General features: G+C 64.7%; 14 protein-coding genes and 2 rRNA genes. 2 read left to right on the forward strand and 14 right to left on the reverse strand.

From position 1 onward, the window contains the following. Window positions 1-43 precede the first annotated feature (43 nt). From AC1MFL_RS06255 to AC1MFL_RS06275, 5 genes are all read right to left on the reverse strand, one after another. A 23S ribosomal RNA gene (locus AC1MFL_RS06255) occupies window positions 44-3178 on the reverse strand. Between the two features lie 500 nt (window positions 3179-3678). Next, a 16S ribosomal RNA gene (locus AC1MFL_RS06260) occupies window positions 3679-5202 on the reverse strand. The 16S and 23S rRNA genes sit together here, the layout of an rRNA operon. Window positions 5203-5685: 483 nt before the next feature. Further along, window positions 5686-9375, reverse strand: a complete 3690-nt coding sequence (locus tag AC1MFL_RS06265; protein WP_479814071.1) for a 1,4-alpha-glucan branching enzyme — start codon at window positions 9373-9375, stop codon at window positions 5686-5688. Window position 9376: 1 nt separating this feature from the next. Further along, a complete protein-coding gene (gene treS / locus AC1MFL_RS06270) occupies window positions 9377-11173 on the reverse strand; it encodes a maltose alpha-D-glucosyltransferase (RefSeq protein WP_479814073.1) in 1797 nt (598 codons plus the stop codon). Continuing rightward, window positions 11170-13251 carry an alpha-1,4-glucan--maltose-1-phosphate maltosyltransferase gene (locus tag AC1MFL_RS06275; RefSeq protein WP_479814074.1) on the reverse strand — a complete coding sequence of 694 codons (2082 nt, stop codon included), beginning with the start codon at window positions 13249-13251 and terminating at the stop codon, window positions 11170-11172. Before AC1MFL_RS06275 ends, treS begins: the two co-directional genes overlap by 4 nt. Window positions 13252-13393: 142 nt before the next feature. Between AC1MFL_RS06275 and glgP the strand changes: the two genes are divergently transcribed. Beyond that, window positions 13394-16012 carry an alpha-glucan family phosphorylase gene (gene glgP, locus AC1MFL_RS06280; protein ID WP_479814075.1) on the forward strand — a complete coding sequence of 873 codons (2619 nt, stop codon included), beginning with the start codon at window positions 13394-13396 and terminating at the stop codon, window positions 16010-16012. A gap of 116 nt (window positions 16013-16128) precedes the next feature. Here the strand turns inward: glgP and AC1MFL_RS06285 are convergent, their stop codons facing one another. The 3 genes from AC1MFL_RS06285 to glgX are packed head-to-tail and all read right to left on the reverse strand — an operon-like array spanning window position 16129 to window position 19122. Next, entirely contained in the window at window positions 16129-16485 is a 357-nt protein-coding gene (locus AC1MFL_RS06285; protein ID WP_479814076.1) for a barstar family protein, read from the reverse strand. Between the two features lie 6 nt (window positions 16486-16491). Next, the gene (locus AC1MFL_RS06290) at window positions 16492-16974 is read right to left on the reverse strand and encodes a guanyl-specific ribonuclease (RefSeq protein WP_479814078.1); all 483 of its coding nucleotides are present in this window, start codon (window positions 16972-16974) and stop codon (window positions 16492-16494) included. A 33-nt stretch (window positions 16975-17007) separates the two neighbouring features. Next, a complete protein-coding gene (gene glgX, locus AC1MFL_RS06295; protein ID WP_479814080.1) occupies window positions 17008-19122 on the reverse strand; it encodes a glycogen debranching protein GlgX in 2115 nt (704 codons plus the stop codon). A gap of 116 nt (window positions 19123-19238) precedes the next feature. Between glgX and AC1MFL_RS06300 the strand changes: the two genes are divergently transcribed. Continuing rightward, on the forward strand, window positions 19239-20042 hold the full coding sequence (locus AC1MFL_RS06300) for a carbon-nitrogen hydrolase family protein (protein ID WP_479814082.1): 804 nt from the start codon (window positions 19239-19241) through the stop codon (window positions 20040-20042). Between the two features lie 171 nt (window positions 20043-20213). Here AC1MFL_RS06300 and rlmB read toward each other — a convergent pair whose 3' ends face one another. The 6 genes from rlmB to AC1MFL_RS06330 all read right to left on the reverse strand — a co-directional run bounded on the left by rlmB (window position 20214) and on the right by AC1MFL_RS06330 (window position 25156). Further along, window positions 20214-21200 carry a 23S rRNA (guanosine(2251)-2'-O)-methyltransferase RlmB gene (gene rlmB / locus AC1MFL_RS06305; RefSeq protein ID WP_479814084.1) on the reverse strand — a complete coding sequence of 329 codons (987 nt, stop codon included), beginning with the start codon at window positions 21198-21200 and terminating at the stop codon, window positions 20214-20216. 123 nt (window positions 21201-21323) lie between these two features. Then, window positions 21324-22781 (reverse strand): cysteine--tRNA ligase, encoded by a 1458-nt coding sequence (cysS, locus tag AC1MFL_RS06310; RefSeq protein WP_479814086.1) that lies wholly within the window; start codon window positions 22779-22781, stop codon window positions 21324-21326. A 56-nt stretch (window positions 22782-22837) separates the two neighbouring features. Continuing rightward, window positions 22838-23167: a hypothetical protein gene (locus tag AC1MFL_RS06315; RefSeq protein WP_479814088.1), complete on the reverse strand. Its 330-nt coding sequence runs from the start codon at window positions 23165-23167 to the stop codon at window positions 22838-22840. Window positions 23168-23208: 41 nt separating this feature from the next. After that, a complete protein-coding gene (gene ispF, locus AC1MFL_RS06320; protein WP_479814089.1) occupies window positions 23209-23745 on the reverse strand; it encodes a 2-C-methyl-D-erythritol 2,4-cyclodiphosphate synthase in 537 nt (178 codons plus the stop codon). A 2-nt stretch (window positions 23746-23747) separates the two neighbouring features. Then, the gene (gene ispD / locus AC1MFL_RS06325) at window positions 23748-24566 is read right to left on the reverse strand and encodes a 2-C-methyl-D-erythritol 4-phosphate cytidylyltransferase (RefSeq protein ID WP_479814091.1); all 819 of its coding nucleotides are present in this window, start codon (window positions 24564-24566) and stop codon (window positions 23748-23750) included. Window positions 24567-24673: 107 nt separating this feature from the next. After that, window positions 24674-25156, reverse strand: a complete 483-nt coding sequence (locus AC1MFL_RS06330; protein ID WP_024367191.1) for a CarD family transcriptional regulator — start codon at window positions 25154-25156, stop codon at window positions 24674-24676. Window positions 25157-25471: the final 315 nt, after the last annotated feature.

Below are 25471 nucleotides of genomic sequence, written 5' to 3' on the forward strand. Positions count from 1 at the left end.
CCGCTGGTGCGAACCCCTTTTGAATGGGTTCGCGGGGTGGTGTGTGGTGTAAGTTATCGGCCTATTAGTACCGGTCAGCTTCACGAGTCGTTAGTCCTCGCTTCCACATCCGGCCTATCAACCCAGTGGTCTGGCTGGGGGCCTCTCACACACAAGGTGTATGGAAATCTCATCTCGAAGCGAGCTTCCCGCTTAGATGCTTTCAGCGGTTATCCCATCCGAACGTAGCTAATCAGCGGTGCACTTGGCAGTACAACTGACACACCAGAGGTTCGTCCGTCCCGGTCCTCTCGTACTAAGGACAGCCCTTCTCAAATTTCCTGCGCGCGCAGCGGATAGGGACCGAACTGTCTCACGACGTTCTAAACCCAGCTCGCGTACCGCTTTAATGGGCGAACAGCCCAACCCTTGGGACCTACTCCAGCCCCAGGATGCGACGAGCCGACATCGAGGTGCCAAACCATGCCGTCGATATGGACTCTTGGGCAAGATCAGCCTGTTATCCCCGAGGTACCTTTTATCCGTTGAGCGACGGCCATTCCACAATGTACCGCCGGATCACTAGTCCCGACTTTCGTCCCTGCTCGAGATGTCTCTCTCACAGTCAAGCTCCCTTGTGCACTTACACTCGACACCTGATTGCCAACCAGGCTGAGGGAACCTTTGGGCGCCTCCGTTACTTTTTAGGAGGCAACCGCCCCAGTTAAACTACCCATCAGGCACTGTCCCTGACCCGGATTACGGGCCGAAGTTAGATGTCCAAAGTGACCAGAGTGGTATTTCAACGATGACTCCACCCGAACTGGCGTCCGGGCTTCAACGTCTCCCACCTATCCTACACAAGCCACTCCGAACACCAATACCAAACTATAGTAAAGGTCTCGGGGTCTTTCCGTCCTGCTGCGCGTAACGAGCATCTTTACTCGTACTGCAATTTCGCCGAGTTTATGGTTGAGACAGCGGGGAAGTCGTTACTCCATTCGTGCAGGTCGGAACTTACCCGACAAGGAATTTCGCTACCTTAGGATGGTTATAGTTACCACCGCCGTTTACTGGGGCTTGAATTCTCAGCTTCGCCTTGCGGCTAACCGGTCCTCTTAACCTTCCAGCACCGGGCAGGAGTCAGTCCGTATACATCGTCTTGCGACTTCGCACGGACCTGTGTTTTTAGTAAACAGTCGCTTCCCCCTGGTCTCTGCGGCCCCTGCACGCTCCGGACAGCAAGTGTCCATCACGATGGGGGCCCCCCTTCTCCCGAAGTTACGGGGGCATTTTGCCGAGTTCCTTAACCATAATTCTCTCGATCGCCTTAGTATTCTCTACCTGATCACCTGTGTCGGTTTGGGGTACGGGCGGCTAAAACCTCGCGTCGATGCTTTTCTAGGCAGCATAGGATCACCGAATCCCCCCTTACGGGAGTCCCATCGGATCTCAGGCATCATGAACGGCGGATTTGCCTACCGTTCGCCCTACATCCTTAGACCGGGACAACCATCGCCCGGCTCGGCTACCTTCCTGCGTCACACCTGTTAATACGCTTGCCTCCCAGGATCAGGTCCCGCGCTCCACCAAAACCCTCACACCACAAGGGCGCTCAGGCAGGCTTCGGGCAGTTAGTATCCCCTGTTCAGCATGGACGGTTTTTCGCCGGTACGGGAATATCAACCCGTTGTCCATCGACTACGCCTGTCGGCCTCGCCTTAGGTCCCGACTTACCCAGGGCAGATTAGCTTGACCCTGGAACCCTTGATCATTCGGCGGACGGGTTTCTCACCCGTCTTTCGCTACTCATGCCTGCATTCTCACTCGTGTAGGCTCCACCGCTGGTTTACACCGCGACTTCACTGCCCACACGACGCTCCCCTACCACTCCAGACGCCTGAACCAACCCACAAGGGGCGGCTTAGCAAATATCTGAAGTCCACAACTTCGGCGGTGTACTTGAGCCCCGCTACATTGTCGGCGCGGAATCACTTGACCAGTGAGCTATTACGCACTCTTTTAAGGATGGCTGCTTCTAAGCCAACCTCCTGGTTGTCTTCGCAACTCCACATCCTTTCCCACTTAGCACACGCTTAGGGGCCTTAGTTGGTGGTCTGGGCTGTTTCCCTCTCGACTATGAAGCTTATCCCCCACAGTCTCACTGCTGCGCTCTCACTTACCGGCATTCGGAGTTTGGCTGACGTCAGTAACCTTGTAGGGCCCATTAGCCATCCAGTAGCTCTACCTCCGGTAAGAAACACGCAACGCTGCACCTAAATGCATTTCGGGGAGAACCAGCTATCACGAAGTTTGATTGGCCTTTCACCCCTACCCACAGCTCATCCCCTCCATTTTCAACTGAAGTGGGTTCGGTCCTCCACGACGTCTTACCGTCGCTTCAACCTGGCCATGGGTAGATCACTTCGCTTCGGGTCTAGATCACGCCACTGCAACGCCCTATTCAGACTCGCTTTCGCTACGGCTTCCCCACACGGGTTAACCTCGCGACGTAACACTAACTCGCAGGCTCATTCTTCAAAAGGCACGCCGTCACCAGAATCAGACTGGCTCCGACGGATTGTAAGCACACGGTTTCAGGTACTGTTTCACTCCCCTCCCGGGGTACTTTTCACCTTTCCCTCACGGTACTGGTCCGCTATCGGTCATTAGGGAGTATTTAGGCTTATCAGGTGGTCCTGACAGATTCACACGGGATTTCTCGGGCCCCGTGCTACTTGGGATACTCCCCGGGCGGTACACAACATTTCGGTTACGGGGCTCACACCCTCTCTGGCCGGCCTTTCAAGACCGTTCACCTATGCCTGTACTACACACCCCACTGTCCCGGCAGAGACAGAATGGGAAGTCCCACAACCCCGACCATGCAACGCCCGCCGGCTATCACACATGGAACGGTTTAGCCTGATCCGCGTTCGCTCGCCACTACTGACGGAATCACTATTGTTTTCTCTTCCTGCGGGTACTGAGATGTTTCACTTCCCCGCGTTCCCTCCACGCACCCTATGTGTTCAGATGCGGGTCACCAGGCAACTCGCGCCCCTGGCGGGGTTTCCCCATTCGGACACCCTGGGATCACAGTCCGGTTATCGACTCCCCCAGGCTTATCGCAGATTCCTACGTCCTTCTTCGGCTCCTAATGCCAAGGCATCCACCGTGTGCTCTTAAAAACTTGACCACAAAAGATCAAAAACGCTAATTTTCGAGAGAACCACGGAAACCACCACCACCGCCCCGAAGGACAACAGCGACAGATCCAGGTTCATATTCTTGGAAATTGCTTCTTATAAAAGATGCTCGCGTCCACTATGTAGTTCTCAAACAACAACCCCAAACCACACACCCCACACACTCTTCGTGCGTGCTCGATGCAGCCAGGAAACCAGAAACAAACAAAACCCGGACCCCGCGGCCTACGCCGCGAACCCCGGCCCTGTTGCCTCAGGACCCAACAGTGTGCCAAACACTAAACCGCCCGTACCCTCCCCGCCACCGTTCCAGGACCACCCCCGAAAGGAGAGTCCGTACTGGGTGCCAGGGAAAAACCGGCGGCCGCTATTCGTTGATATTCCACCCGTGAGCACCCGCCGCAGAACTATCGTCTGCGCAACGGGCGTACTCCTGACAACCCCTCCACACCCGCATACACGGGGCAAGGTGACTGTAGGTGCTCCTTAGAAAGGAGGTGATCCAGCCGCACCTTCCGGTACGGCTACCTTGTTACGACTTAGTCCCAATCGCCAGTCCCACCTTCGACAGCTCCCTCCCACAAGGGGTTAGGCCACCGGCTTCGGGTGTTACCAACTTTCGTGACTTGACGGGCGGTGTGTACAAGGCCCGGGAACGTATTCACCGCAGCGTTGCTGATCTGCGATTACTAGCGACTCCGACTTCATGGGGTCGAGTTGCAGACCCCAATCCGAACTGAGACCGGCTTTTTGGGATTAGCTCCACCTCACAGTATCGCAACCCTTTGTACCGGCCATTGTAGCATGCGTGAAGCCCAAGACATAAGGGGCATGATGATTTGACGTCGTCCCCACCTTCCTCCGAGTTGACCCCGGCAGTCTCCTATGAGTCCCCGCCATAACGCGCTGGCAACATAGAACGAGGGTTGCGCTCGTTGCGGGACTTAACCCAACATCTCACGACACGAGCTGACGACAACCATGCACCACCTGTAAACCGACCGCAAGCGGGGCACCTGTTTCCAGGCGTTTCCGGTTCATGTCAAGCCTTGGTAAGGTTCTTCGCGTTGCATCGAATTAATCCGCATGCTCCGCCGCTTGTGCGGGCCCCCGTCAATTCCTTTGAGTTTTAGCCTTGCGGCCGTACTCCCCAGGCGGGGCACTTAATGCGTTAGCTACGGCGCGGAAAACGTGGAATGTCCCCCACACCTAGTGCCCAACGTTTACGGCATGGACTACCAGGGTATCTAATCCTGTTCGCTCCCCATGCTTTCGCTCCTCAGCGTCAGTTAATGCCCAGAGACCTGCCTTCGCCATCGGTGTTCCTCCTGATATCTGCGCATTTCACCGCTACACCAGGAATTCCAGTCTCCCCTACATCACTCTAGTCTGCCCGTACCCACCGCAGATCCGGAGTTGAGCCCCGGACTTTCACGGCAGACGCGACAAACCGCCTACGAGCTCTTTACGCCCAATAATTCCGGATAACGCTTGCGCCCTACGTATTACCGCGGCTGCTGGCACGTAGTTAGCCGGCGCTTCTTCTGCAGGTACCGTCACTTTCGCTTCTTCCCTACTGAAAGAGGTTTACAACCCGAAGGCCGTCATCCCTCACGCGGCGTCGCTGCATCAGGCTTTCGCCCATTGTGCAATATTCCCCACTGCTGCCTCCCGTAGGAGTCTGGGCCGTGTCTCAGTCCCAGTGTGGCCGGTCACCCTCTCAGGCCGGCTACCCGTCGTCGCCTTGGTGAGCCATTACCTCACCAACAAGCTGATAGGCCGCGAGTCCATCCAAAACCACAATAAAGCTTTCCACCCCCCACCATGCGATGAGGAGTCATATCCGGTATTAGACCCAGTTTCCCAGGCTTATCCCAGAGTTAAGGGCAGGTTACTCACGTGTTACTCACCCGTTCGCCACTAATCCACCAGCAAGCTGGCATCATCGTTCGACTTGCATGTGTTAAGCACGCCGCCAGCGTTCATCCTGAGCCAGGATCAAACTCTCCGTTGAAGTAAAACAGACACACCATGCGCCCCCGGGAAAACGGGATGCACACAATGCACAAAATTTGAAACCAGCTGTAAAAACCAGACCACACCACGGGGTGGCGGATCCAGTCAATTCAACCAATTCAATACAATAAATTGGTATCAACAAACTTGGCACACTATTGAGTTCTCAAACAACAGACACACCCGGCACCACCACAACCACAGGTCGCGGATCGCTCCGGAGCAACTTCACAAACTTACCGGGCTGCTTCACCCTAGTCAAATCGGCATCCCAACCCAGTCTCGCCGTGAGGCATCGTGGTGTTGGTGGCCGTTCAACTCCGGGGAGCAGCGCGGAAATAAACTCTACCACCACTTTGCCGTGGTGACAAAGGCGCCCGCGCAGCCCCTGCTGCAGGGCGGCAAAAAGCCCGGAATCACGGGGATTCCGGGCTCTTCGACGAAACCTAGGCTGCCCGTTTCCGGGCCGGCATGCCTGGCCTCAGCTCACGGGTTTGAAGTAGGCGGCACCCAGCGGAGGCAGCGTGACGGTGAGTGTGGCCGGCTGGCCGTCGGTGTCGACGTCCGTGGCCGTCAGGGCGCCCGCGTTCAGGACACCCGAGCCGCCGTATGCGTCGGCGTCGGTGTTCAGCACTTCCCGCCACTCCCCCACCGAGGGAACGCCCAGACGGAAGTCGGCGTGCGGGGCCCCCGAGAAGTTGAAGGCGCACACCAGGGGGTTGCCCGCAGCGTCCCGGCGGATGAAGGTCAGGACGTTGCGGTTTGAGTCCCCGCCGTTGATCCACTGGAAGCCGGCCGGATCGTTGTCCTGTTCGAACAGTGCCGGGGTGGAGGTGTACAGCTCGTTGAGGTCCTTGGTCAGCAGCTGGATCCCGCGGTGCGCAGGGATCTCCGCCAGCCACCAGTCCAGCCCGTGCTGCTCGGACCACTCCGCCTCCTGGCCGAATTCGGTGCCCATGAAGATCAGCTGCTTGCCCGGGTGCGCCCACTGGTAGCCCAGGAAGGCGCGCAGGTTCGCCAGCTGCTGCCAGCGGTCCCCCGGCATTTTCTTCAGCATTGAGCCCTTGCCGTGCACAACCTCGTCGTGGCTGATCGGCAGCAGGAAGTTCTCCGTGTAGGCGTAGACCATGGAGAAGGTGATGGTGCCGTGATGCCACCTGCGGTTGAACGGATCCTCGGCCATGTACTTGAGCGAGTCGTGCATCCAGCCCATGTTCCACTTGATGCCGAAGCCCAGGCCGCCCTGGCTCGTGGGCGCCGTGACACCCGGGAAAGCGGTGGATTCCTCGGCGATCATGACCGCCCCGGGGTGTGTCTTGTAGACCGTGGCGTTGACCTCCTGCAGGAAGGAGATGGCCTCAAGGTTTTCCCGTCCGCCGAAGCGGTTGGGCTGCCATTGACCCTCCTCACGGGAGTAGTCGAGATAAAGCATCGAGGCCACGGCGTCCACCCGCAGTCCGTCGATGTGGAATTCATCGAACCAGTAGAGCGCGTTCGCGACCAGGAAGTTGCGCACCTCGCTGCGGCCGAAGTCGAAGATCAGCGTTCCCCAGTCCGGGTGTTCGCCCAGGTTCGGGTCGGAGTGCTCGTACAGGGCTTCGCCGTCGAATCGCGCCAGCGCAAACTCATCCTTGGGGAAGTGCGCCGGCACCCAGTCCAGCAGCACTCCGATGCCGGCCTGGTGAAGTTCATCCACGAGGTAGCGGAACTCGTCGGGGTGGCCGAAGCGCGATGTCGGGGCGAAGTAGGACGTGACCTGGTAGCCCCACGAGCCGCCGAACGGGTGCTCCGCCACCGGCATGAACTCCACATGGCTGAAGCCGAGCCATTTGACGTACTCGACCAGTTCCTTGGCGAGTTCCCGGTAGCTGAGCCCGACCCGCCAGGAGCCGAGGTGCACTTCGTAGACGCTCATCGGGGAGTTGTGCGGGTCCCGGCCGGCGCGGGCTTCCATCCACTCCGTGTCCTTGAAGGCGTAGGAGGGCTCCACGACCCGCGATGCCGTCAGCGGCGGGACTTCGGTGCCAAAGGCCAGGGGATCCGCCTTCTCCACCCAGTAACCGTGCTTGGTACGGATCTCAAACTTGTAGCACGCCCCTGCTACAACGCCGGGGATAAAGAGTTCCCAGACCCCGGAGGAGCCGAGGGACCGCATCGAGTGCTGCCGGCCGTCCCAGCCGTTGAAGTCGCCCTTGACGCGGACTGACTGGGCGTTCGGCGCCCAGACGGCGAAGGACACACCGTCGACGTCGCCCAGGGCGGACTTGTAGTGCTGGACGTGTGCGCCGAGCACATCCCAGAGGCGCTCGTGCCGGCCTTCGCCGATCAGGTGCAGGTCGAGTTCGCCGATGGTGGGCAGGTAACGATAGGGGTCATCGGCCGGTTCCGGCGCCTGTCCCTCGTAGGTCACTTCCAGCCGGTAGTCCGGCACGTGGCCCGCCTCCAGCGGCTCCAGCACGGCAACCCATACGCCGCCGGACTCGTGTGTCATCGGGAAACTGCCGGCCGCGGTCACCACGGAGACTGCTTCGGCGAGGTGCTTGACCGTGCGGATGGTGACGTGGCCATGGTCATCGAGGTGCGCGCCCAGGACCGAGTGCGGCGCGTGGTGTTCGCCGGCGGCGACACTCGCCAGGGTATCCGCGTGCACCGGCATTGGACTTCCGGGACGGTCGATACGTGCTGAACCTGTCATTTTGTTACCTTCCGCTGCGGCTTCGGCGGGGACGCCGGAGCCTGTACTGCCGAGGAGACGACGTGATGCGTGCACCGGAATGGAGAGCCAGTCCGGCCTGTTTCGTAGTTCGTAGATGACTTCGTAGAGGGCTTTGTCGAGCCACAGCGCCACGAAGAGGGGCGAGTCGCGGTCGATGCTGCCGGGGATGACTTCCGCGTAGCCGGCCAGGAAGGCCTCCGCGCAGTCGTCCACCCAGGTTGCCGGGACGTCGGCCTCCGGGTGCTCGCGGACGGCCGCGCCGGCGGCGTAGTCAAAGGACCGCAGCATTCCGACGACGTCCCGCAGGGGGACATCCGGGAAATTTCGCTCCGAGATCGGCCGGAGCGGCTCCCCCTCGAAGTCGAGGATGGCCCAGCGCGGCGCCTTCCCGGGGCCGCCAGGAACCTGGAGGATCTGGCCGAGGTGGAGGTCGCCGTGGATCCGCTGCAGGGGCCCGGCGCTGCTGCCTTCGAGGCGCACGAGGAGCCTGTCCAGCGCTTCACCGTAAGGGCCGACGGCGGGCCCGGCCTGCGCCCAGGACTGCCGCACCCGCTGGGCCACGCCCGGCGCAATGTCGTTGCCCGGGACGGACTCGGAGGCGACGCCCAGTGCCTGGGCGAGCCGGCGGTGCACCGTGGCGGTCGCGGCGCCGAGTGCGTGCGCCTCCGCGGTGAAACTGCGGCCGCTGCTGGCTGCGTTGACGGCCAGCCGCCAGGCGTCCAGCCCGCCGGCAAGAAATTCGTGTGCCACGGCGAGTTCGCCGTGCGCGGCGCGGGGGCCCTGCTCCCCGTCCGGGGCCTGCCAGTCGCCGGTGACCCAGCCAAGGGTCGCCGGCACTTCCACGGTGCGCCCGGCGGTCAGGGCTGCACCGATCTCGACCTCGGGGTTGTGGCCGTCGGAAAGCACCCGGAAGAATTTCAGGATCGCCGCCGATTCGGCGTCGTCGACAATCACGGAACTGTTCGATTGCTCCCCGGTGAGAACCTTTACCAGGCCGGTCGCCCGGGGCAGGCGGTAGCCGGAGTCCACGAGATGCCCGGCCGCATTCCCGGCAAGGGTGGTGCCGCCGGTGCGCATGAGCTCCAGCCACGCCGCGATGAACGCCGGGTCGTGGACGCCGTCGTAAATCCACCGGGCTTCGGGTGTTCCGTCGGGGCCGGTGCCGGACATCTCCCCGATCAGTGCCGGTTCCGCCCCGGCCAGGGGTGCACGGCGGATGCTGAGCGGGACCTGGACGACGTCGGTCCGGGAGCCGTCCGGCGTCGGATAGTCCACGGCCAGCAGCAGTACCTCGAGTTCGGCAGTACCCGATGCGGCGCCGGGTGCGCCGGCGAGGCTGAGGCCTCCGGCGGCCTCAAAGCTGAACTCCGCGCTTTTGACGGGGAACCAGCGCTGGCGCGGGAGCCAGCCGCCGAGCAGGCCGCTCAGGGCGGGGGTAAGGGTCGGTCGGGTCATGTCAGCCTTCGATGGACAGGATAGGCATGGCCTGGGTGTAGGGCGACGCCGGGTTGGAGGCAGCGGAGCGGACCCGCAGCCAGAAGAAGTCGTGGCTGCCTAGGGTCAGCGTCAGGGTGCCGTCGTCGGAGATCGCCGGGAACGCCTGGCCGCCGAACACGTCCCGCAGGCCGCGGCCGGCGAACCTTGGCAACCGCAGGGTGGTGGCCACCGGATGCTGGGACAGGTTGAAGGCGCACAGGATGGTTTCGCTGTCCTCACCGGCCGGGTTGCCTTCCGGCAGTTCGCGCAGGTAGGCGAGGACCACGTCGTGGTCGGCTTCCACGTGCTCGAAACCGCCCAGCCCGAAGGCCGGGTGGTTCTTGCGGACGCTGAGGATCTGGCGGGTCCAGCGCAGCAGCGACCCCGAGTGGGCGGCTTCAGCCTCGACGTTGGCCATGCTGTAGTTGTAGACCAGCGACTGGATCACCGGAAGGTAGAGCTTGCCGGGGTCCGCGCTGGAGAACCCGGCGTTGCGGTCCGGGTTCCACTGCATCGGGGTGCGGACCGCGTCGCGGTCCTCGAGCCAGATATTGTCCCCCATGCCGATCTCGTCCCCGTAGTACAGGAAGGGGCTGCCGGGCAGCGAGAGCAGCAGGGCGTTGATGAGTTCGATCTCGGAGCGGGAATTGTCCAGCAGCGGCGCGAGCCGGCGCCGGATGCCGATGTTGGCGCGCATCCGCGGATCCGGGGCGTACCAGCCGAGCATGGCGGCGCGCTCGTCGGCGGTGACCATTTCCAGGGTGAGTTCGTCGTGGTTGCGCAGGAAAGTGCCCCACTGGGCACCCTCGGGAATGTTCGGGGTGTCCTTCATCGTCTCGATGATGGGTGCGGCCTTCTGGTCCCGCAGCGCGTAGTAGAGCCGCGGCATGATCGGGAAGTGGAAGGCCATGTGGCATTCCGGTTCCTCTTCGGTGCCGAAGTACTCGACCACTTCAGCCGGCGGCTGGTTGGCCTCGGCGATGATCACGCGCCCGGGGTAGCTTTCGTCGACCATCTTGCGCAGTTTGCGGAGGAACTCGTGGGTCTGCGGCAGGTTTTCGCAGTTGGTTCCCTCCTCTTCGAAGAGGTACGGGATGGCGTCGGCCCGGAAGCCGTCAATGCCCTGGTCCAGCCAGAACCGCACGACGTCGAAGAGGGCATCGATGACCTTGGGGTTCTCAAAGTTGAGGTCCGGCTGGTGGCTGAAGAAGCGGTGCCAGAAGAACTGCCGCCGGATCGGGTCGAAGGTCCAGTTGGACTCCTCGGTGTCCACGAAGATGATGCGGGCGTCTTCGTACTTCTCGTCCGTGTCGCTCCAGACGTAGAAGTCGCCGAAGGGTCCGTCCGGGTCCTTGCGGGACTCCTGGAACCAGGGGTGCTGGTCGGAGGTGTGGTTCAACGGAAGGTCGATGATCACGCGCACGCCGCGGGCGTGGGCCTCCGCGACGAGTCGCTTGAAGTCGCTGATGGTGCCGAATTCGTCGAGCACGGAGTTGTAGTCGGAGATGTCGTAGCCGCCGTCCCGGAGCGGGGACTGGAAGAAGGGCGGGAGCCACAGGCAGTCGACGCCAAGCCACTGCAGGTAGTCCAGCTTCTCGATCAGCCCGTGGAAGTCGCCGGAGCCGTCACCGTTGCCGTCCGCAAACCCCCGGACCAGGACCTCGTAGAAGACCGCTTTGCGGTACCAGTGCGGATCGTGCTGGAGGCCCGGCGCGTTCAACTCATAGGACCCCTTCGAGCTGTAGTGCTGGTTGGGGTTGGACGGGCTGAAACTCACTGGTGGTGCCTCCGGATGCTAAGGATGTGCGCTGGCTCGACATGGGCGTCCAGCCGAACGTAGTTGTACTCTCCCCATTCCCAGCTCTCGCCGGTCAACAGATCATCCACCATGAATCGGCCATTGTGCGTCAGGTCGTCCGGATCGAGGTCCAGTGCCGCCAAATCCAGCGTCACCGTGCTCTCACGGATGCCGTGCGGATCCACGTTCACGACGATGATCAGGGTGTCCTTCGTGCCGTCGGGGAGGGTCTTGTGTTTGGAATAGACGACAGTGGCGTTGTCGGTGCTCTCATGCAACGTCAGGTTCTGCAGGTCCCCAAGGGCGGGGTGGGCGTGACGGATCGCGTTGAGCCGGCTCAGGTACGGGGCAAGCGTCCGGCCGGATTCGGCCGCCGCGTCCCAGTCCCGGGCCTTGTATTCGAACTTCTCGTTGTCGATGTACTCCTCGGCGCCGGGCCGGGCCACGTGCTCATAAAGTTCGAAGCCGGCGTAGACGCCCCAGCTGGGGCTCGCCGTGGCGGCCAGCGCGGCGCGGATCTTGAACGCCGGCGGCCCGCCGAACTGCAGGAACTCGGTCAGGATGTCCGGGGTGTTCACGAAGAAGTTCGGCCGGAAGTAGGCCGGGGACTCGTGGCTGACTTCCTGGAAGTATTCCTCCAGCTCCTCCTTGGTGTTCCGCCAGGTGAAGTACGTGTACGACTGCTGGAAGCCGGCCCGCCCCAGGGCGTGCATCATGGCCGGGCGGGTGAACGCCTCGGCGAGGAAGATGACGTCGGGGTGCTTCTTGTTGACCTTGCCGATCAGCCATTCCCAGAACCACACGGGCTTGGTGTGCGGGTTGTCCACGCGGAAGATCTTGACGCCGTGGCTCACCCAGAGGAAGACGATGCGCAGGATCTCGTTGGACAGGCCCTCGGGATCGTTGTCGAAGTTGAGCGGGAAGATGTCCTGGTACTTCTTCGGCGGGTTTTCCGCGTAGGCGATGCTGCCGTCCACACGGGTGGTGAACCATTCGGGGTTGCTGGTGACCCAGGGGTGGTCAGGGGCGGCCTGCAGCGCAAGGTCCAGGGCCACTTCCAGCCCCAGCTCCCCGGCCCGCGCCACGAAGGCGTCGAAGTCCTCGAACGTGCCCAGGTCCGGGTGGATGGCGTCGTGGCCGCCCTCTTTGGCCCCGATGGCCCAGGGGGAGCCGGGATCGTGCGGTCCGGCCAGCAGGGTGTTGTTCGGTCCCTTGCGGTGCTGGATGCCGATCGGGTGGATCGGCGGCATGTAGATGATGTCGAAACCCATGCCCGCGACGGCGTCGAGGCGCTTGGCGGCGGTGCGGAAGGTGCCGGAGGTCCACTCTCCGGTCTCATGATTGCGGACGGCGCCTTCGGAGCGCGGGAAGAATTCGTACCAGGCACCCCGGCCGGCGAGCTCGCGCTCCACCAGCAGCGGGTAGCTCTCGGAGACGGTGACCTGCTCGCGGATCGGCTGGCGTGCGATGACGGCGGCCACGTCCGCGCTGAAGCCGGCGGCGAGGCGTTCCTCCGCGGTCTTGCTCACGTCGTTGAGCCCGACGACCGCCATCCGCAACGTCCGCCGGTCAGCGGACGGGCGGGCAGAGTCCTCGGATGCTTCGGAAAGCAGCGCGGCGCCCTCGGCCAGCATCAGCTCGACGTCGATCCCGGCTTCCACCTTGACCTCGGCGTTGTGGTGCCATGTGCCGTAGCGGTCATGCCAGGCCTCGATCACAAAGGACCAGTTGCCGGTGGCGGGCGGGGTCAGGAGACCTTCCCAGCGGTCGGTTCCCATGCCGCGCGGGCCACGTGGCGGGGCGAGCCGGACGCGCTGGCGTTCCTTCCCGCGGGGATCGAGCAGGACGGCGCTGACGCCGAGCTGGTCGTGGCCTTCCCGGAAGGCGGTGGCGCCCACCACCAGGGTTTCACCCACAGCGGCTTTGGCAGGGAATTTCCCGCCTTCGACAGAAGGCTGTACGGCGGTGATCGGAAAACGGCCAAAGTGCAGGCCCTCCGTGATCAGGGCCTTCGGCTTTTGCTTGGACACGGCACTGGTTCGCGAGTTAGTCGTCACAGCCTCGACGTTATCGACAAAACGGCCAGATTGCTAAGCCTGCTCCGCTTTTCCGCAGGTTTTTCGGATGCCGGGCCGTCATTTATGCAAAAGAAACTTAAAGCGGTTCCGAGCCTCCAACTTGTCCGTTAGTGTTTCGCAGGTGAAGGCAATCCGCAGATTTACCGTCCGAACCGTTCTTCCCGAGTCGATCCGGCCGCTGGCCCGGCTGGCCACCAATCTTCGGTGGTCCTGGCACCGGCCCACCCGGGAGCTTTTCGAGGGCCTGAACCCGAAGATCTGGGCCGAGAGTGACCACGATCCGGTCAGCTTCCTCGGCCTGGTCAGCAGGGAGGAACTGCAGCGTCTCGCCGCAGACCTGGACGTGGTGCGCCGGGTCCACGCTGCCGCTGACGATCTTGACCGGTATCTGGAGCAGCCCCGCTGGTACCAGAGCCTCGGCGACGGCGCGCCGGCGTGCATCGCCTACTTCTCCCCCGAGTTCGGCATCACCGAAGTCCTGCCGCAGTACTCGGGCGGCCTCGGCATCCTCGCCGGCGACCACCTGAAGGCGGCTTCGGACCTGGGCGTGCCCCTGATCGGCGTCGGCCTGCTGTACCAGGCCGGCTATTTCAAGCAGTCGCTGTCCCGTGACGCCTGGCAGCAGGAAACCTATCCGGTCCTGGATCCGGACGGGCTGCCGCTGACCCTGCTGCGCGAGGCCTCCCCGGACGGCAACGGCCGGCCGATCCAGATTTCCCTCCCGCTGCCCAACGGCCGCCGGCTGCTGGCGCACGTCTGGCGGGCCGACGTCGGGCGTGTCCCGCTGCTGCTGCTGGACTCCAACGTCCCGGGCAACGACGAGGCCGCCCGCGGGATCACCGACCGCCTGTACGGCGGCGGCGGCGACCACCGCCTCCAGCAGGAGCTCCTGCTGGGCATGGGCGGGGTGAAGGCCCTGCGTGTCTTCCAGAAACTCACCGGCAGCCCCGCGCCGGAAGTCTTCCACACCAACGAAGGCCACGCCGGCTTCCTGGGCGTGGAGCGGATCCAGGAGATGATGGCCGCCGCGGAGCCGCTGAGCTGGGAAGAGGCGCTGGCCGCCGGCCGCGCCTCGACTGTCTTCACGACCCACACCCCGGTCCCGGCCGGCATTGACCGCTTCGAGGTCTCGCAGATCCAGCACTTCTTCGACGCCGGGCTGGCCCCGGCCGTGCCGGTGGCCAAGATCCTGAACCTCGGCCGCGAGGACTACACCGACGGCAATCCGTTCGTATTCAACATGGCCGTGATGGGCCTGCGGCTGGCCCAGCGTGCCAACGGCGTGGCCAAGCTGCACGGTGTGGTGTCCCGCGGAATGTTCTCTGCGCTGTGGCCGGGATTCGACCACTCGGAGGTGCCCATCACCTCGGTCACCAACGGTGTGCACGTGCCCACCTGGGTGGACCCGCGCGTCACGGCACTGGCCCGGGAGCAGTTCGGCGCCGACGCGGAAGAGCAGGGCCGCTGGGACCTCGCGTACAACGTCAGCGACGAGGACCTCTGGGCCCTCCGCCGGGAGATGCGGGTGTCCCTCGTGCAGGATGTCCGGCGCCGGCTCCGTGCCGCCTGGAAGAAGCGCGGGGCGGCCGACGCCGAGCTGGCGTGGACGGATTCCGTGCTGGACCCGGACATCCTGACCATCGGCTTCGCCCGGCGTGTGCCGACCTACAAGCGGCTCACCCTGATGCTGCGCGAACCCGAGCGGCTCAAGGCCCTGCTGTTGCACAAGACGCACCCGATCCAGCTGGTCATCGCGGGCAAGTCGCACCCGGCCGATGACGCGGGCAAGAAAATGATCCAGGACCTCGTCCGGTTCACCGACGACCCGGCGGTGCGGCACCGGATCGTGTTCCTGCCCAACTACGACATCGCCATGGCCCGGACCCTGTTCCCGGGCTGCGATGTGTGGCTGAACAATCCGCTGCGCCCGCTCGAGGCGTGCGGCACGTCCGGCATGAAGGCCGCCCTGAACGGCTCACTCAACCTCTCCGTCCTGGACGGCTGGTGGGATGAGATGTTCGACGGCGAGAACGGCTGGGCGATTCCGACCGCCAACAACGACGCCTCCCCCGAGGAACGCGACGACATTGAGGCGGCTGCGCTGTACGAGTTGCTGGAGACGCAGGTGGCACCGCGCTTCTACGGGCTGACGGTGTCTAACGGCGCCGGCGCCGCGGGGCCTTCCCAGCCCGGGCGGCAGGCGGTCCCGACGCACTGGGTCTCGATGATCAAGCACACCATGTCCCATTTGGGCCCGGCCGTCTCCGCGGACCGGATGCTCAAGGACTACGTCAATGTCCTGTACCGGCCGGCCGCCGTGGCCGGCCGCCGTGCGGGGAAGGACAATTTCGCCGAGGCCAAAGCCCTCGCGGCGTGGATTTCCCGGGTCCGGGCCGCCTGGCCGCAGATCCAGGTGGAGCACGTGGACTCGGTGGGCGTCTCGGAGGACCCGCAGATCGGCGACATGTTGCAGGTCAACGCCTACGTGGCCCTGCACGACCTCGACCCGGATGATGTGTCCGTCGAGGTCGCGTACGGCAGGGCGGAAGACAGCGACGAACTGGCCGACGTCACGGTGGCCGAGTTGAAGTCGATTGAAGACTTGGGCAAGGGCCGGCACCTTTTCAGCGGAACCGTGGTGATCGACCGGTCCGGCTCCTTTGGTTACACGGTCCGGGTGCTGCCCAAACACACTGCGCTGGCATCGAAGGCGGAACTGGGCCTGATCGTCAACGCCTGATCGTCAACGCCTGAGCCCCAGCCAACGGCCAACGGCCAACGGCCAACGGCCAGAGCACCGTACAACAGCGCCGCATCCCGGAACCCCGGGATGCGGCGCTGTTGTCTCATGCGGGCCTAAAGGCAGACGGCGATGACGGCCAGGTTCTTGCCGGCGTACCGTTCGGCGTCCTGCAGGATTTCACAGATGACCCCGAACGACCGGTCGGAGCGGAAGGCGGCCGGGACTTCCCAGATGAAGGTGATCGGTGTCTGGCCGTCCTCGGTGACCGCATCGGCGAAGTCGTGCAGTGAGTCGTTGAGGGCGTCCAGGTTCACGCCGTAATCCGCCGGGAAGTCCAGCGTCTCAGCGAAGGTCTCCAGAACGCCCCGCTTGGTATCCGCGGCCGGAATCAGCACGGCGCGCCGGCCGGCGTCGTCCACCAGCGCCTGCAGTTCCTCGATGGTCCAGGTGTCTGCGGAGTAAATCTTCATGGGTTCCTACTTGCCTTCAGCGATGAATTTGAATGAGTTGTAATGGTCCGGGGTGTAGTACTTCTCGCCGGCCTGTCCGGCCACGATCCGGCGGGCCCCGCGGTCCGCTTCACCCGGGGTACTGACCGTGTATTCCTTGTAGTAGCCGGAGGACTGACGCGGCAGGATGCGCTCGAAGTTCCCGAAGGTGACGCCGTCCCTGGGATAGGGATACGGACCGCCCCGGGCGATCAGCGCCAGGGCCTGGCGGGCTTCGGCGGGAAGCTCGGAGGCCCCGACTTGCGGCAGCCCGGAGGGGTTCACGGCGGCACGCGGCGCGGCAGGGGCGGCGGACCGTGCGGGCGCGGCAGTGGTGGCACGCGGCGCGGCGCTGGCCGGGCCGGCGTCGGGCTGGCCCGTCCCGGCCTGCGGGACCCCTGCCAGGACAAACGCCAGCACCGCCAGTCCGGCCAGCAGGGCAAGCAGGGTTGTCAGCCGCGTGGCCTTCATTCTTCGCGTCCTTAGCTCTGCATCCAGGCCGGATTAAGTGCGGTAGATGTTGATGGAGTTGGCCTGCACGACGTCCCGTTCCCCCGAAGCGACCCGGACGCCCTGGCGCCGGTCATGGAGTTCGGAGGTGGTCAGGCGCAGCTCGAAGAGCCGGTTACCGGTCCCGTCCTCATTGCTGAGCAAAGGCAGCGTGACCTTGACGTCCTTGGCGCCGCCGTTGACCACCACGAGTCCGTCCACGTGGCCGTCGTCGGACCCGAGCAGGAGCTGCACCACCCGGTGACCCGGATCCTGCCAGCGCTCCCCGGCCATGGGCTCGCCGCGCTCGTCGAACCAATGGAAGTACGACTGCTTCTCGCGGGTCGGGTAGTCATGCGGCTGCCCCGCCAGAAACTCCTTCCGGAGCCGGATCACGCGCTTGGTGGTGCGCAGCATCGAGTGTGATTCCGGCGTGCTGGTCCAGTCGATCCAGGTGATGGGGTTGTCCTGGCAGTAGGCGTTGTTGTTGCCCTGCTGGGTGCGGGCGATCTCGTCGCCGGCGGTGATCATGGGCACGCCCTGGGAAATCATCAGCGAAGCCATCAGGTTGCGGCTGGACTGTGCACGCCGGGCAAGGATGTCCTCGTCCTCCGTGGGGCCCTCGAAGCCGTGGTTGTAGCTGCGGTTGTCGCCATGGCCGTCGCGGTTCTGTTCGCCATTGGCCTCGTTGTGCTTCCGGTCGTAGGCCACAAGGTCCGCCAGGGTGAAGCCGTCATGCGCGGTGACGAGGTTGACCGAGGCGAGCCGTGACCGGCCGGAGGGTTCGAAAAGGCTCGCGGACCCGGAGAGCGCGTCTGCGAGGCGGGCCACCGAGCCGCCCTGCCCGCCGGCGTCGATCGCGGCGCGGTCGGCGAGCCAGAAGGAACGGACGGCGTCGCGGAAGTGGTCGTTCCAGTCCACCCAGCCGGCCGGGAAACGGCCGGTCTGCCACCCGCCGTAGCCGACGTCCCAGGGTTCCGCGATGAGTTTGGTGGCCGACAGCACCGGATCGGCGCCGACTGCCACCAGGAACGGGTGCCGGGGGTCGAACTCGTTGGCGGCATTGCGGGCCAGTGTCACCGCGAGGTCGAAGCGGAAGCCGTCAATGTGGAACTCTGTCACCCAATAACGCAAGGAATCCAGCACCAGCTGGACCACGCGGGAATCGCCGAAGTTCAGGGTGTTGCCGCATCCGGTGGTGTCCACATACTTGCCGTGGCCGTCATTGCGGTAGTACGTCATTTCACCGAGGCCGCGGAAGCTCAGCGTCCGGCCGTCCCGGCCGCCCTCTGCCGTGTGGTTGTAGACGACGTCGAGGATGACCTCGAGGCCGGCGGCGTGCAGCAGCTTGACCATGCCCTTGAACTCGTCCTGGACGGCCTTCGGACCGGCGGCCTGCGCCGCCTCGGTGGCGTAGCCGGGGTGCAGCGCGAAGAAAGCGGCCGTGTTGTAACCCCAGTAGTTCGTCATGCCGAGGTTCTGCAGGTGCGGTTCGTCCACGTGGAAATGCACCGGAAGGAGCTGGACGGCGGTTATCCCCAGCGCGATCAGGTGCTCGATCATTGCCGGGTGCGCCAGTCCGGCGTAGGTGCCCTGGAGATTTTCCGGCACGTCCGGGTGGAGCTTGGTCTGTCCGCGGACGTGCGCCTCGTAGATGATGGTGTTGCGCCACGGAATCCGGGGACCGCGGTCGTTGCCCCAGTCGAAGTCGCCCGCCATCCGGACGCTCGTGATGAAGTCCTCGCGCTCGTCCACGGCACGGCCATAGGGATCCAGCAGCAGCGGCTGCTCACCGTTGGCGTCGAAATCCGTGGCGGGCATGGGCAGCGGGAGCGCCTCGTGGCCCGGGCTGGCCCGGAACCCGTAGCGCGAGCCGGCCGGGATGCCTTCGACGATGCCGTGGTGCACACCGTCGGTCACGTTGGGCAACGTTTTCAATTGCCAGGTGCCCCCGGGAGCCTGGTAGGCGATCTCCAGGGTTGTCACCCCCGGCGCGTAGACAGCCACATTCGCGAAGGCACTCCGAGGATCGTCCACTGCCGGCGAACCGGTGGACGGAACGCTGATTCCCAGCGGAAACGCACGCGAGGCGTCTACGGTGGAAGCTGTGTCTACGTAGGGCATAACCATTGCTTAAAGTTTAGCGGGGCCGAACAAATAGCCCCGGATTCCGTTTTCCTGACAAAGTGCAGTTTACGGAATGGCGGCGTTGCATACTGGAACAGGCGCCAAAATTGGAGGTAATAGTGCGGATTGCACTCGCTCAAATCATTACCGGACGCGATCTTGGAGCAAATCTGGGCCTCGTCGAGGACTATGCGGCGCGGGCCAGGGCCGGCGGAGCAGAGCTCGTTGTGTTCCCCGAGGCCACCATGCGCGCCTTCGGCAACTCGCTGCTGGACATCGCGGAGCCGCTGGACGGCCCGTGGGCATCGCGGGTACGCGCCATCGCGGCCGAACAGGACATCGTGATCGTCGCGGGGATGTTCACCCCGGGGGCCGCTGGCGACGCCGGTAAGGTGCGCAACACCCTCCTGGTCACGGGCCGCGGCGTGGAGGCCAGCTACGACAAGATCCACCTTTTCGATGCCTTCGGCTTCGCCGAGTCGGACACCGTGGACGCCGGCGCCGAGCCCGTCACCTTTACGTTCCACGGCGTGACGTTCGGCCTCGCCACCTGCTACGACATCCGCTTCCCGGACCTGTTCACCGAAAACGCGGACCGCGGAGCCGAGGTGAACATCGTGTGCGCCTCCTGGGGACCCGGACCCGGCAAGGCCGAGCAGTGGAAGCTCCTGGCCCGCGCCCGCGCCGCGGATTCCACCACCCTGGTCCTCGCCTGCGGCCAGGGCGACCCGGCCAGCCAGGGAATCGCGCCCAAGGGTGCGGCTCCCACCGGCGTCGGGCACTCGGTCGTCGTCTCCCCCTTCGGGGAAGTCCTCGGCGAGCTCGACGGCGCCCCGGGCCTGCTGTTCGCGGACCTGGACCCCGCCACAGTCAAGGAAGCCCGCACGAAACTCCCGGTCCTCGCCAACCGGCACAGGTTCTAGGCCCCGCCACACCAACGCGGGGTCAGATCGCGCCCATGTCGGGGCCGCGGATGGGCGCGATCTGACCCCGCGTTGCTTGTGGACGGTCGCGGCTTAAGCGCGAACGCTCCCCCACCAGATGTGAGGGAGCGTTCCACGCCCGGCTGCCCGGGACGCAACAACCGGCGCGGACTACTTGACGGCGCGCTGGCGGGAGATTTCGTAGAGGGAGATGCCGACGGCCATGGAAGCGTTGAGCGACTCCATGGCGGAGTCGATCGGGATGGAGACGATCTGGTCGCAGTTTTCCCGGACCAGGCGGCTGAGGCCCTTGCCCTCGGAACCCACAACAATGCAGACCGGCTCGGTGGCCAGGGCGAGGTCGGGCAGCGAGACGTCGCCGTCGCCGTCGAGCCCCAGAACATAGATGCCCATGTTCTTGAACGCCTTCAGCGTGTTGTTCAGGTTGGCCGCACGGGCCACGGGGACGCGGACGGCTGCACCGGCGCTGGTCTTCCAGGCCGAGGCGGTGACGCCGACGGAACGGCGCTCGGGAACGATGACGCCGTGGCCGCTGAAGGCCGAGACGGAGCGGATGATCGCGCCAAGGTTGCGCGGGTCGGTGATGCCGTCGAGGGCGACGAAGAGGGGCGCGTTGGCGACGTGGCCCTTCTTCCAGCTCGCGAGGGTCTCCTCGGCGAGCTCGTAGGCGTCCTGGTATTCGTACGGCGGGATCTGCAGCACGAGGCCCTGGTGGATGGCGTCGTCGGTCATCCGGTCCAGCTCGGGCTTGCCGGTTTCGAGCAGCGGGATGCTGCGCTCGGCAGCAAGCTTGAGGGACTCCTTGACGCGGTCGTCCATCTCGATGCGGATGGCCACGTGCAGGGCCTTGGCCGGGATGCCGGCGCGCAGGGCCTCCACGACGGAGTTCCGTCCGGTGACGACTTCCTCGGTGGCACGGCCCTTGGGCCCGGAACGGGCGCCGGCGTTGCGCGGGGCGCCCGGGCGCTTGGCCGCGGAGCGTTCCGCGAGCTGCTTGTTCTTGTGGGCCTTGTGGTAGGGGCGGTCCTCCGCCTTGGGCGTCGGCCCCTTGCCCTCAAGGGCCTTGCGGCCGTGACCGCCGGTTCCGACGGAGGGGCCCTTCTTCAGTTTGACCGACCGGCGACCGTTGTTGGCCATGAGTTCCACCCTTTTAAATACGCGATTCGTTGATACGTCTGAACTCCAGTCTACTGACTCGAGTTAAATCCTCGACCGCAGGGCATGGCGGCGCTCCGGTCCAGCACCGGCAACCGCGTCGGTTCAGCCGCGCTTGAGGCTCCAGCTGGCGCCGTCGGGGCCGTCCTCGACGACGACGCCGGCAGCGGCCAGGGTATCGCGGATGGCGTCCGAGGCGGCCCAGTCCTTGCTGGCCCGGGCCTGCGCGCGGGCCGCCAGCTGGGCTTCCACGAGGACGCCCAGTGCGGTGTTGCTTTGTTCGTCAGCTGCCGTCCCCGCGGTGTCGTTGAGACCAAGGACACGCAGCATGTCGTTGACGCTGACCAGTGCCTGCCGGGTGGCGTCGAGCTTCCCGGCGGTGAGGGCGGTGTTGCCGGCGCGGACCGTGTCGTGGAGCACCGCAAGTGCCTGCGGGACGTTGAGGTCATCATCCATCGCGGCCGCAAAGCCATCCGGAACGGACCCGTGGCTGCCGAAGTCGACTTCGCCCCCGGCCGAGGCAAGGGCCCGGGCAGCGCGGGTGGTGAAGCCCTCGATTCGTTCCACCGCGGCGGCAGCATCCTGCAGGGAGGTCGGCTGGTAGTCCAGCACCGAGCGGTACTGCGCCTGGCCCAGGTAGTAGCGGACCACCCGGGGCGGGGCAAGCTCCAGCATCTCGGCGGGGCTGACGGTGTTGCCGATCGACTTGGACATCTTTTCGCCGGCGTAGGTGACCATGCCGTTGTGCATCCAGAAGTTGGCGAAACCGTGGCCGGCGGCCTGGGACTGTGCCATCTCGTTCTCGTGGTGCGGGAACCTCAGGTCCAGCCCTCCGCCGTGGATGTCGAACTCGGCGCCGAGGTATTTGGTGACCATCGCGGAGCATTCCAGGTGCCAGCCCGGACGGCCCGCGCCCCACGGCGAGGCCCAGCTCGCCGTCGTCGGCTCCCCCGCCTTGTGGCCCTTCCAGAGGGCGAAGTCGCGGGGGTCCTTCTTCCCGCGCGGGTCGGCGTCCTGGGCACCCTGCATGTCGTCGAGTTTTTGCCGCGTCAGCGTCCCGTACTTGTCCCAGGAGCGCACGTCGAAGTACACGTCGCCGGAGTCGTCCAGGGCCGGGTAGGCGTGCCCCCGGCCGATCAGCTGCTGGATCAGGGCGTGCATTTCGGGGATGTGGCCGGTGGCGCGCGGTTCGTAGGTGGGGCGGGAGACGCCCAGGGTGTCGTAGGCCTTGAGGAATTCCTGCTCGTAGCGGTAGGCCAGTGCCCACCATTCCTCATTCCGCACGGCGCCCGGTTCGTCCTCGAAGTCCGGTCCGAAGGACGCCGCGGATTTGGCCAGGATCTTGTCGTCAATGTCGGTGACGTTGCGGACCACCGTGACGCGGAACTCCCGGTACTGCAGCCAGCGGGTGAGCTGGTCAAAGGCGATGGCGGAGCGGATGTGCCCGACGTGCGGCATGCCCTGCACCGTGGCGCCGCAGTAGTAGAGGCTCACTTTGCCCGGAACCAGGGGGACGAAGTCGCGGACTTCGGCGGATGCAGTGTCATAGAAGCGCAGGGTCACCGCTCCAGATTAGCCGATGGGGTCCCGGCCTTTGGCGTGCGGACCGCGCTCCGGGCCTACTTGCAGTACTCGCCGATTTTGTTCATCTGTTCGGTGAGCTGTTTGGTCTGCGCATCACTCTTGGCCCCGAGGGACGTGCCGGCGACCTCTTTCATGATGTCGGCCATCTTCTGGATGGGGGCCGCCACTTCGGGCGCGACCTTGTCCGCCACTTCCTGGTAGTGCTTGGAGATCTGTTCCGCCTGCTGCTGCTGGTTGCCGGTGGGGACGAAGGTGTCCTTGTTCAGGAACGCGCAGCTGTCCGGGATGCTCATCTTCGGTGTCGCGGCGCAGCCTGTGAGCAGCAGTCCGGCCAGCAGTACGACGGCGGGCAGCAGCTTTTTCACGGGGGTCTCCTGGGGTTGCGGGAAGGGATGTTCGGTTAAGCCTAGGCGACGGACTCCGGGGACCCCGAGCCGGAGCGGTAGACCAGGGCCGTGGCCGTGGCCGCAATGCCCTCGCCGCGGCCGGTGAAGCCGAGGCCGTCGCTCGTGGTTGCCGAAACGCTGACCGGGGCGCCGGCGGCCTTGCTCAGGACCCGCTGGGATTCCTCCCGGCGGGGGCCGAATTTGGGCCTGTTGGCCACGAACTGCACGGCGATGTTCCCGATCTCGAATCCCGCGGCGCGGACAATCCGGGCAGCCTCGGCCAGCAGGGTCACGCCGGAGGCCCCGGCATACTCGGGCCGGTCCGTGCCGAAATGGGTGCCAAGATCACCGACGCCGGAGGCCGAGAAGAGGGCGTCTGCGGCGGCGTGGGCGACGGGGTCGCCGTCGGAGTGGCCCGACAGCCCGCGTTCCCCGTCCCACAGCAGCCCCCCAAGCCAGAGCGGCTGGGGCGCCTCCTCGGGGGCGTAGGCGTGGACGTCGATGCCGATCCCGGTCCGTGGGATGAGCGGCGGCGGGGTGTGCTGGGTGCCGGACATGTTCAGCCTTCCACCCAGCGGGCGCCCAGCGGGCCTTCGAGGAGGCCTTCGGCGAGGATCAGGTCCAGCGGCGTTGTGATCTTCAGGGATTGGCTGGCGCCGCGCACCGCATGGACTGGCACGCCGAGAAGTTCCACCAGCATGGCGTCGTCGGTGACGGCTGCTGCCTGGCCCGCATCGAACCCAACGGCCGCCTCGTGGGCCCGTTTCAGCGTGGCCAGCTCGAAGCCCTGCGGGGTCTGCACGGCCCGGAGACTCTCCCGCGGCGCGGTTCCGGTCACGAGCTCCGGTGCGATCGCGGCGCCGTCACCGGTGGTCGGTTCCACCGTCTTGACCGTGTCCACCACGGGAAGGACCGGGATGACGGCCAGGGCGCCGGCCGCAAGGGCATGGGATACCCGGTGGAAGACGGCCTCCGGCGTCAGGGCACGGGCGGCGTCATGGACCATGACAGCTTCCGTGTCCGGCAGGAGCGCCGCCAACGCGGCCCGCACGGAATCGGCGCGGCTGGCGCCGCCGTCGACAACCGTCACGGCCGGGACCTGCACGCCGGCGGCCAGGCCGGGGGTGCGCCCGCGCTCCGCCTTGAGCTCCTGCTCGAACGCCGCACAGAGGGCGTGAAGTTCCGGGTCGCCGGGCGGGATGGCGACGCAGATCTGCCGGGCGACGCCGGCGGCGGCGACGCCCCGCAGGGCGTGGGTGAGGATGCTGTCCCCGCCCAGCGGAACCTTGGCCTTCGGCATGCCGTAGCCCAGGCGCTGGCCGGAGCCGGCGGCGACGACGATGACCGCGGTGACGGGGTTTCTCGGTGCTGAGTCCATGCGCACAAGACTACGTCCCGGCGGGGCGCCGGGCTGAAAAAAGGGCAAAGAGAAACCCCGGCAGCGATTCCGCTGCCGGGGTTCGATTCTTGTCTGTTCGACTCTTGCTAGGAAGCCAGGACCTCGTCGAGAACGCTTGCAGCCTTCTCTTCATCAGTCTTCTCGGCCAGCGCCAGTTCTGAAATCAGAATCTGGCGTGCCTTGGCCAGCATGCGCTTCTCTCCTGCGGAGAGACCCCGATCGTGATCGCGGCGCCACAGGTCGCGGACGACCTCTGCCACTTTGATGACGTCACCGGAAGCAAGCTTCTCCAGGTTTGCCTTGTATCGACGCGACCAGTTGGTGGGTTCTTCCGTGAACTCGGCCCGCAGCACTTCAAACACGTGCTCCAGACCTTCTTTGCCCACTACGTCCCGGACCCCAACTAGGTCAACGTTTTCTGCTGGAACTTCAATGGTCAGATCACCCTGAGCCACCTTGAGCTTGAGATACATCTTCTCTTCGCCCTTGACAGTGCGCATCTTGATTTCTTCAATTTTGGCTGCACCGTGGTGAGGGTAAACTACTGTCTCGCCGACCTCAAAAACCATGTGGACATTCCCCTTTCCCGCAGACCAGTTTATCACGTTTAAGGCATACAACTGCCATGGAACGTGCCCAAGAACCGCATGAATACGGGGAAAATGGCCTCAAACGGACCCTCCGGACCCCTTGACGAAAGCAGATATTAGTGCATGGCACTTCCTTTGCCAAGGGGCTGTGCCGTCCCCCCGTCATCCCCCGTCGTCCCCCGCGAGCGACCCGCCGCCGCCGGAGCCGGCGGCCTTGAGTACTGCATTGTGTACTGCCCGAATCCTCGTTTGGGGCGGATTGCCGATAGGCTATGGCTGAATAATGTTCCAAGA

The organism is Arthrobacter sp. BG3 (assembly GCF_056680185.1).

Bases quoted from the DNA above. Each gene is read 5' to 3' on its own strand.
- AC1MFL_RS06265 (WP_479814071.1), bottom strand. From the start codon at position 9,375: ATGACCCGACCGACCCTTACCCCCGCCCTGAGCGGCCTGCTCGGCGGC.
- AC1MFL_RS06285 (WP_479814076.1), bottom strand. From the start codon at position 16,485: ATGAAGATTTACTCCGCAGACACCTGGACCATCGAGGAACTGCAGGCG.
- AC1MFL_RS06290 (WP_479814078.1), bottom strand. From the start codon at position 16,974: ATGAAGGCCACGCGGCTGACAACCCTGCTTGCCCTGCTGGCCGGACTG.
- glgX (WP_479814080.1), bottom strand. From the start codon at position 19,122: ATGGTTATGCCCTACGTAGACACAGCTTCCACCGTAGACGCCTCGCGT.
- rlmB (WP_479814084.1), bottom strand. From the start codon at position 21,200: ATGGCCAACAACGGTCGCCGGTCGGTCAAACTGAAGAAGGGCCCCTCC.
- ispF (WP_479814089.1), bottom strand. From the start codon at position 23,745: ATGTCCGGCACCCAGCACACCCCGCCGCCGCTCATCCCACGGACCGGG.
- ispD (WP_479814091.1), bottom strand. From the start codon at position 24,566: ATGGACTCAGCACCGAGAAACCCCGTCACCGCGGTCATCGTCGTCGCC.
- AC1MFL_RS06330 (WP_024367191.1), bottom strand. From the start codon at position 25,156: ATGGTTTTTGAGGTCGGCGAGACAGTAGTTTACCCTCACCACGGTGCA.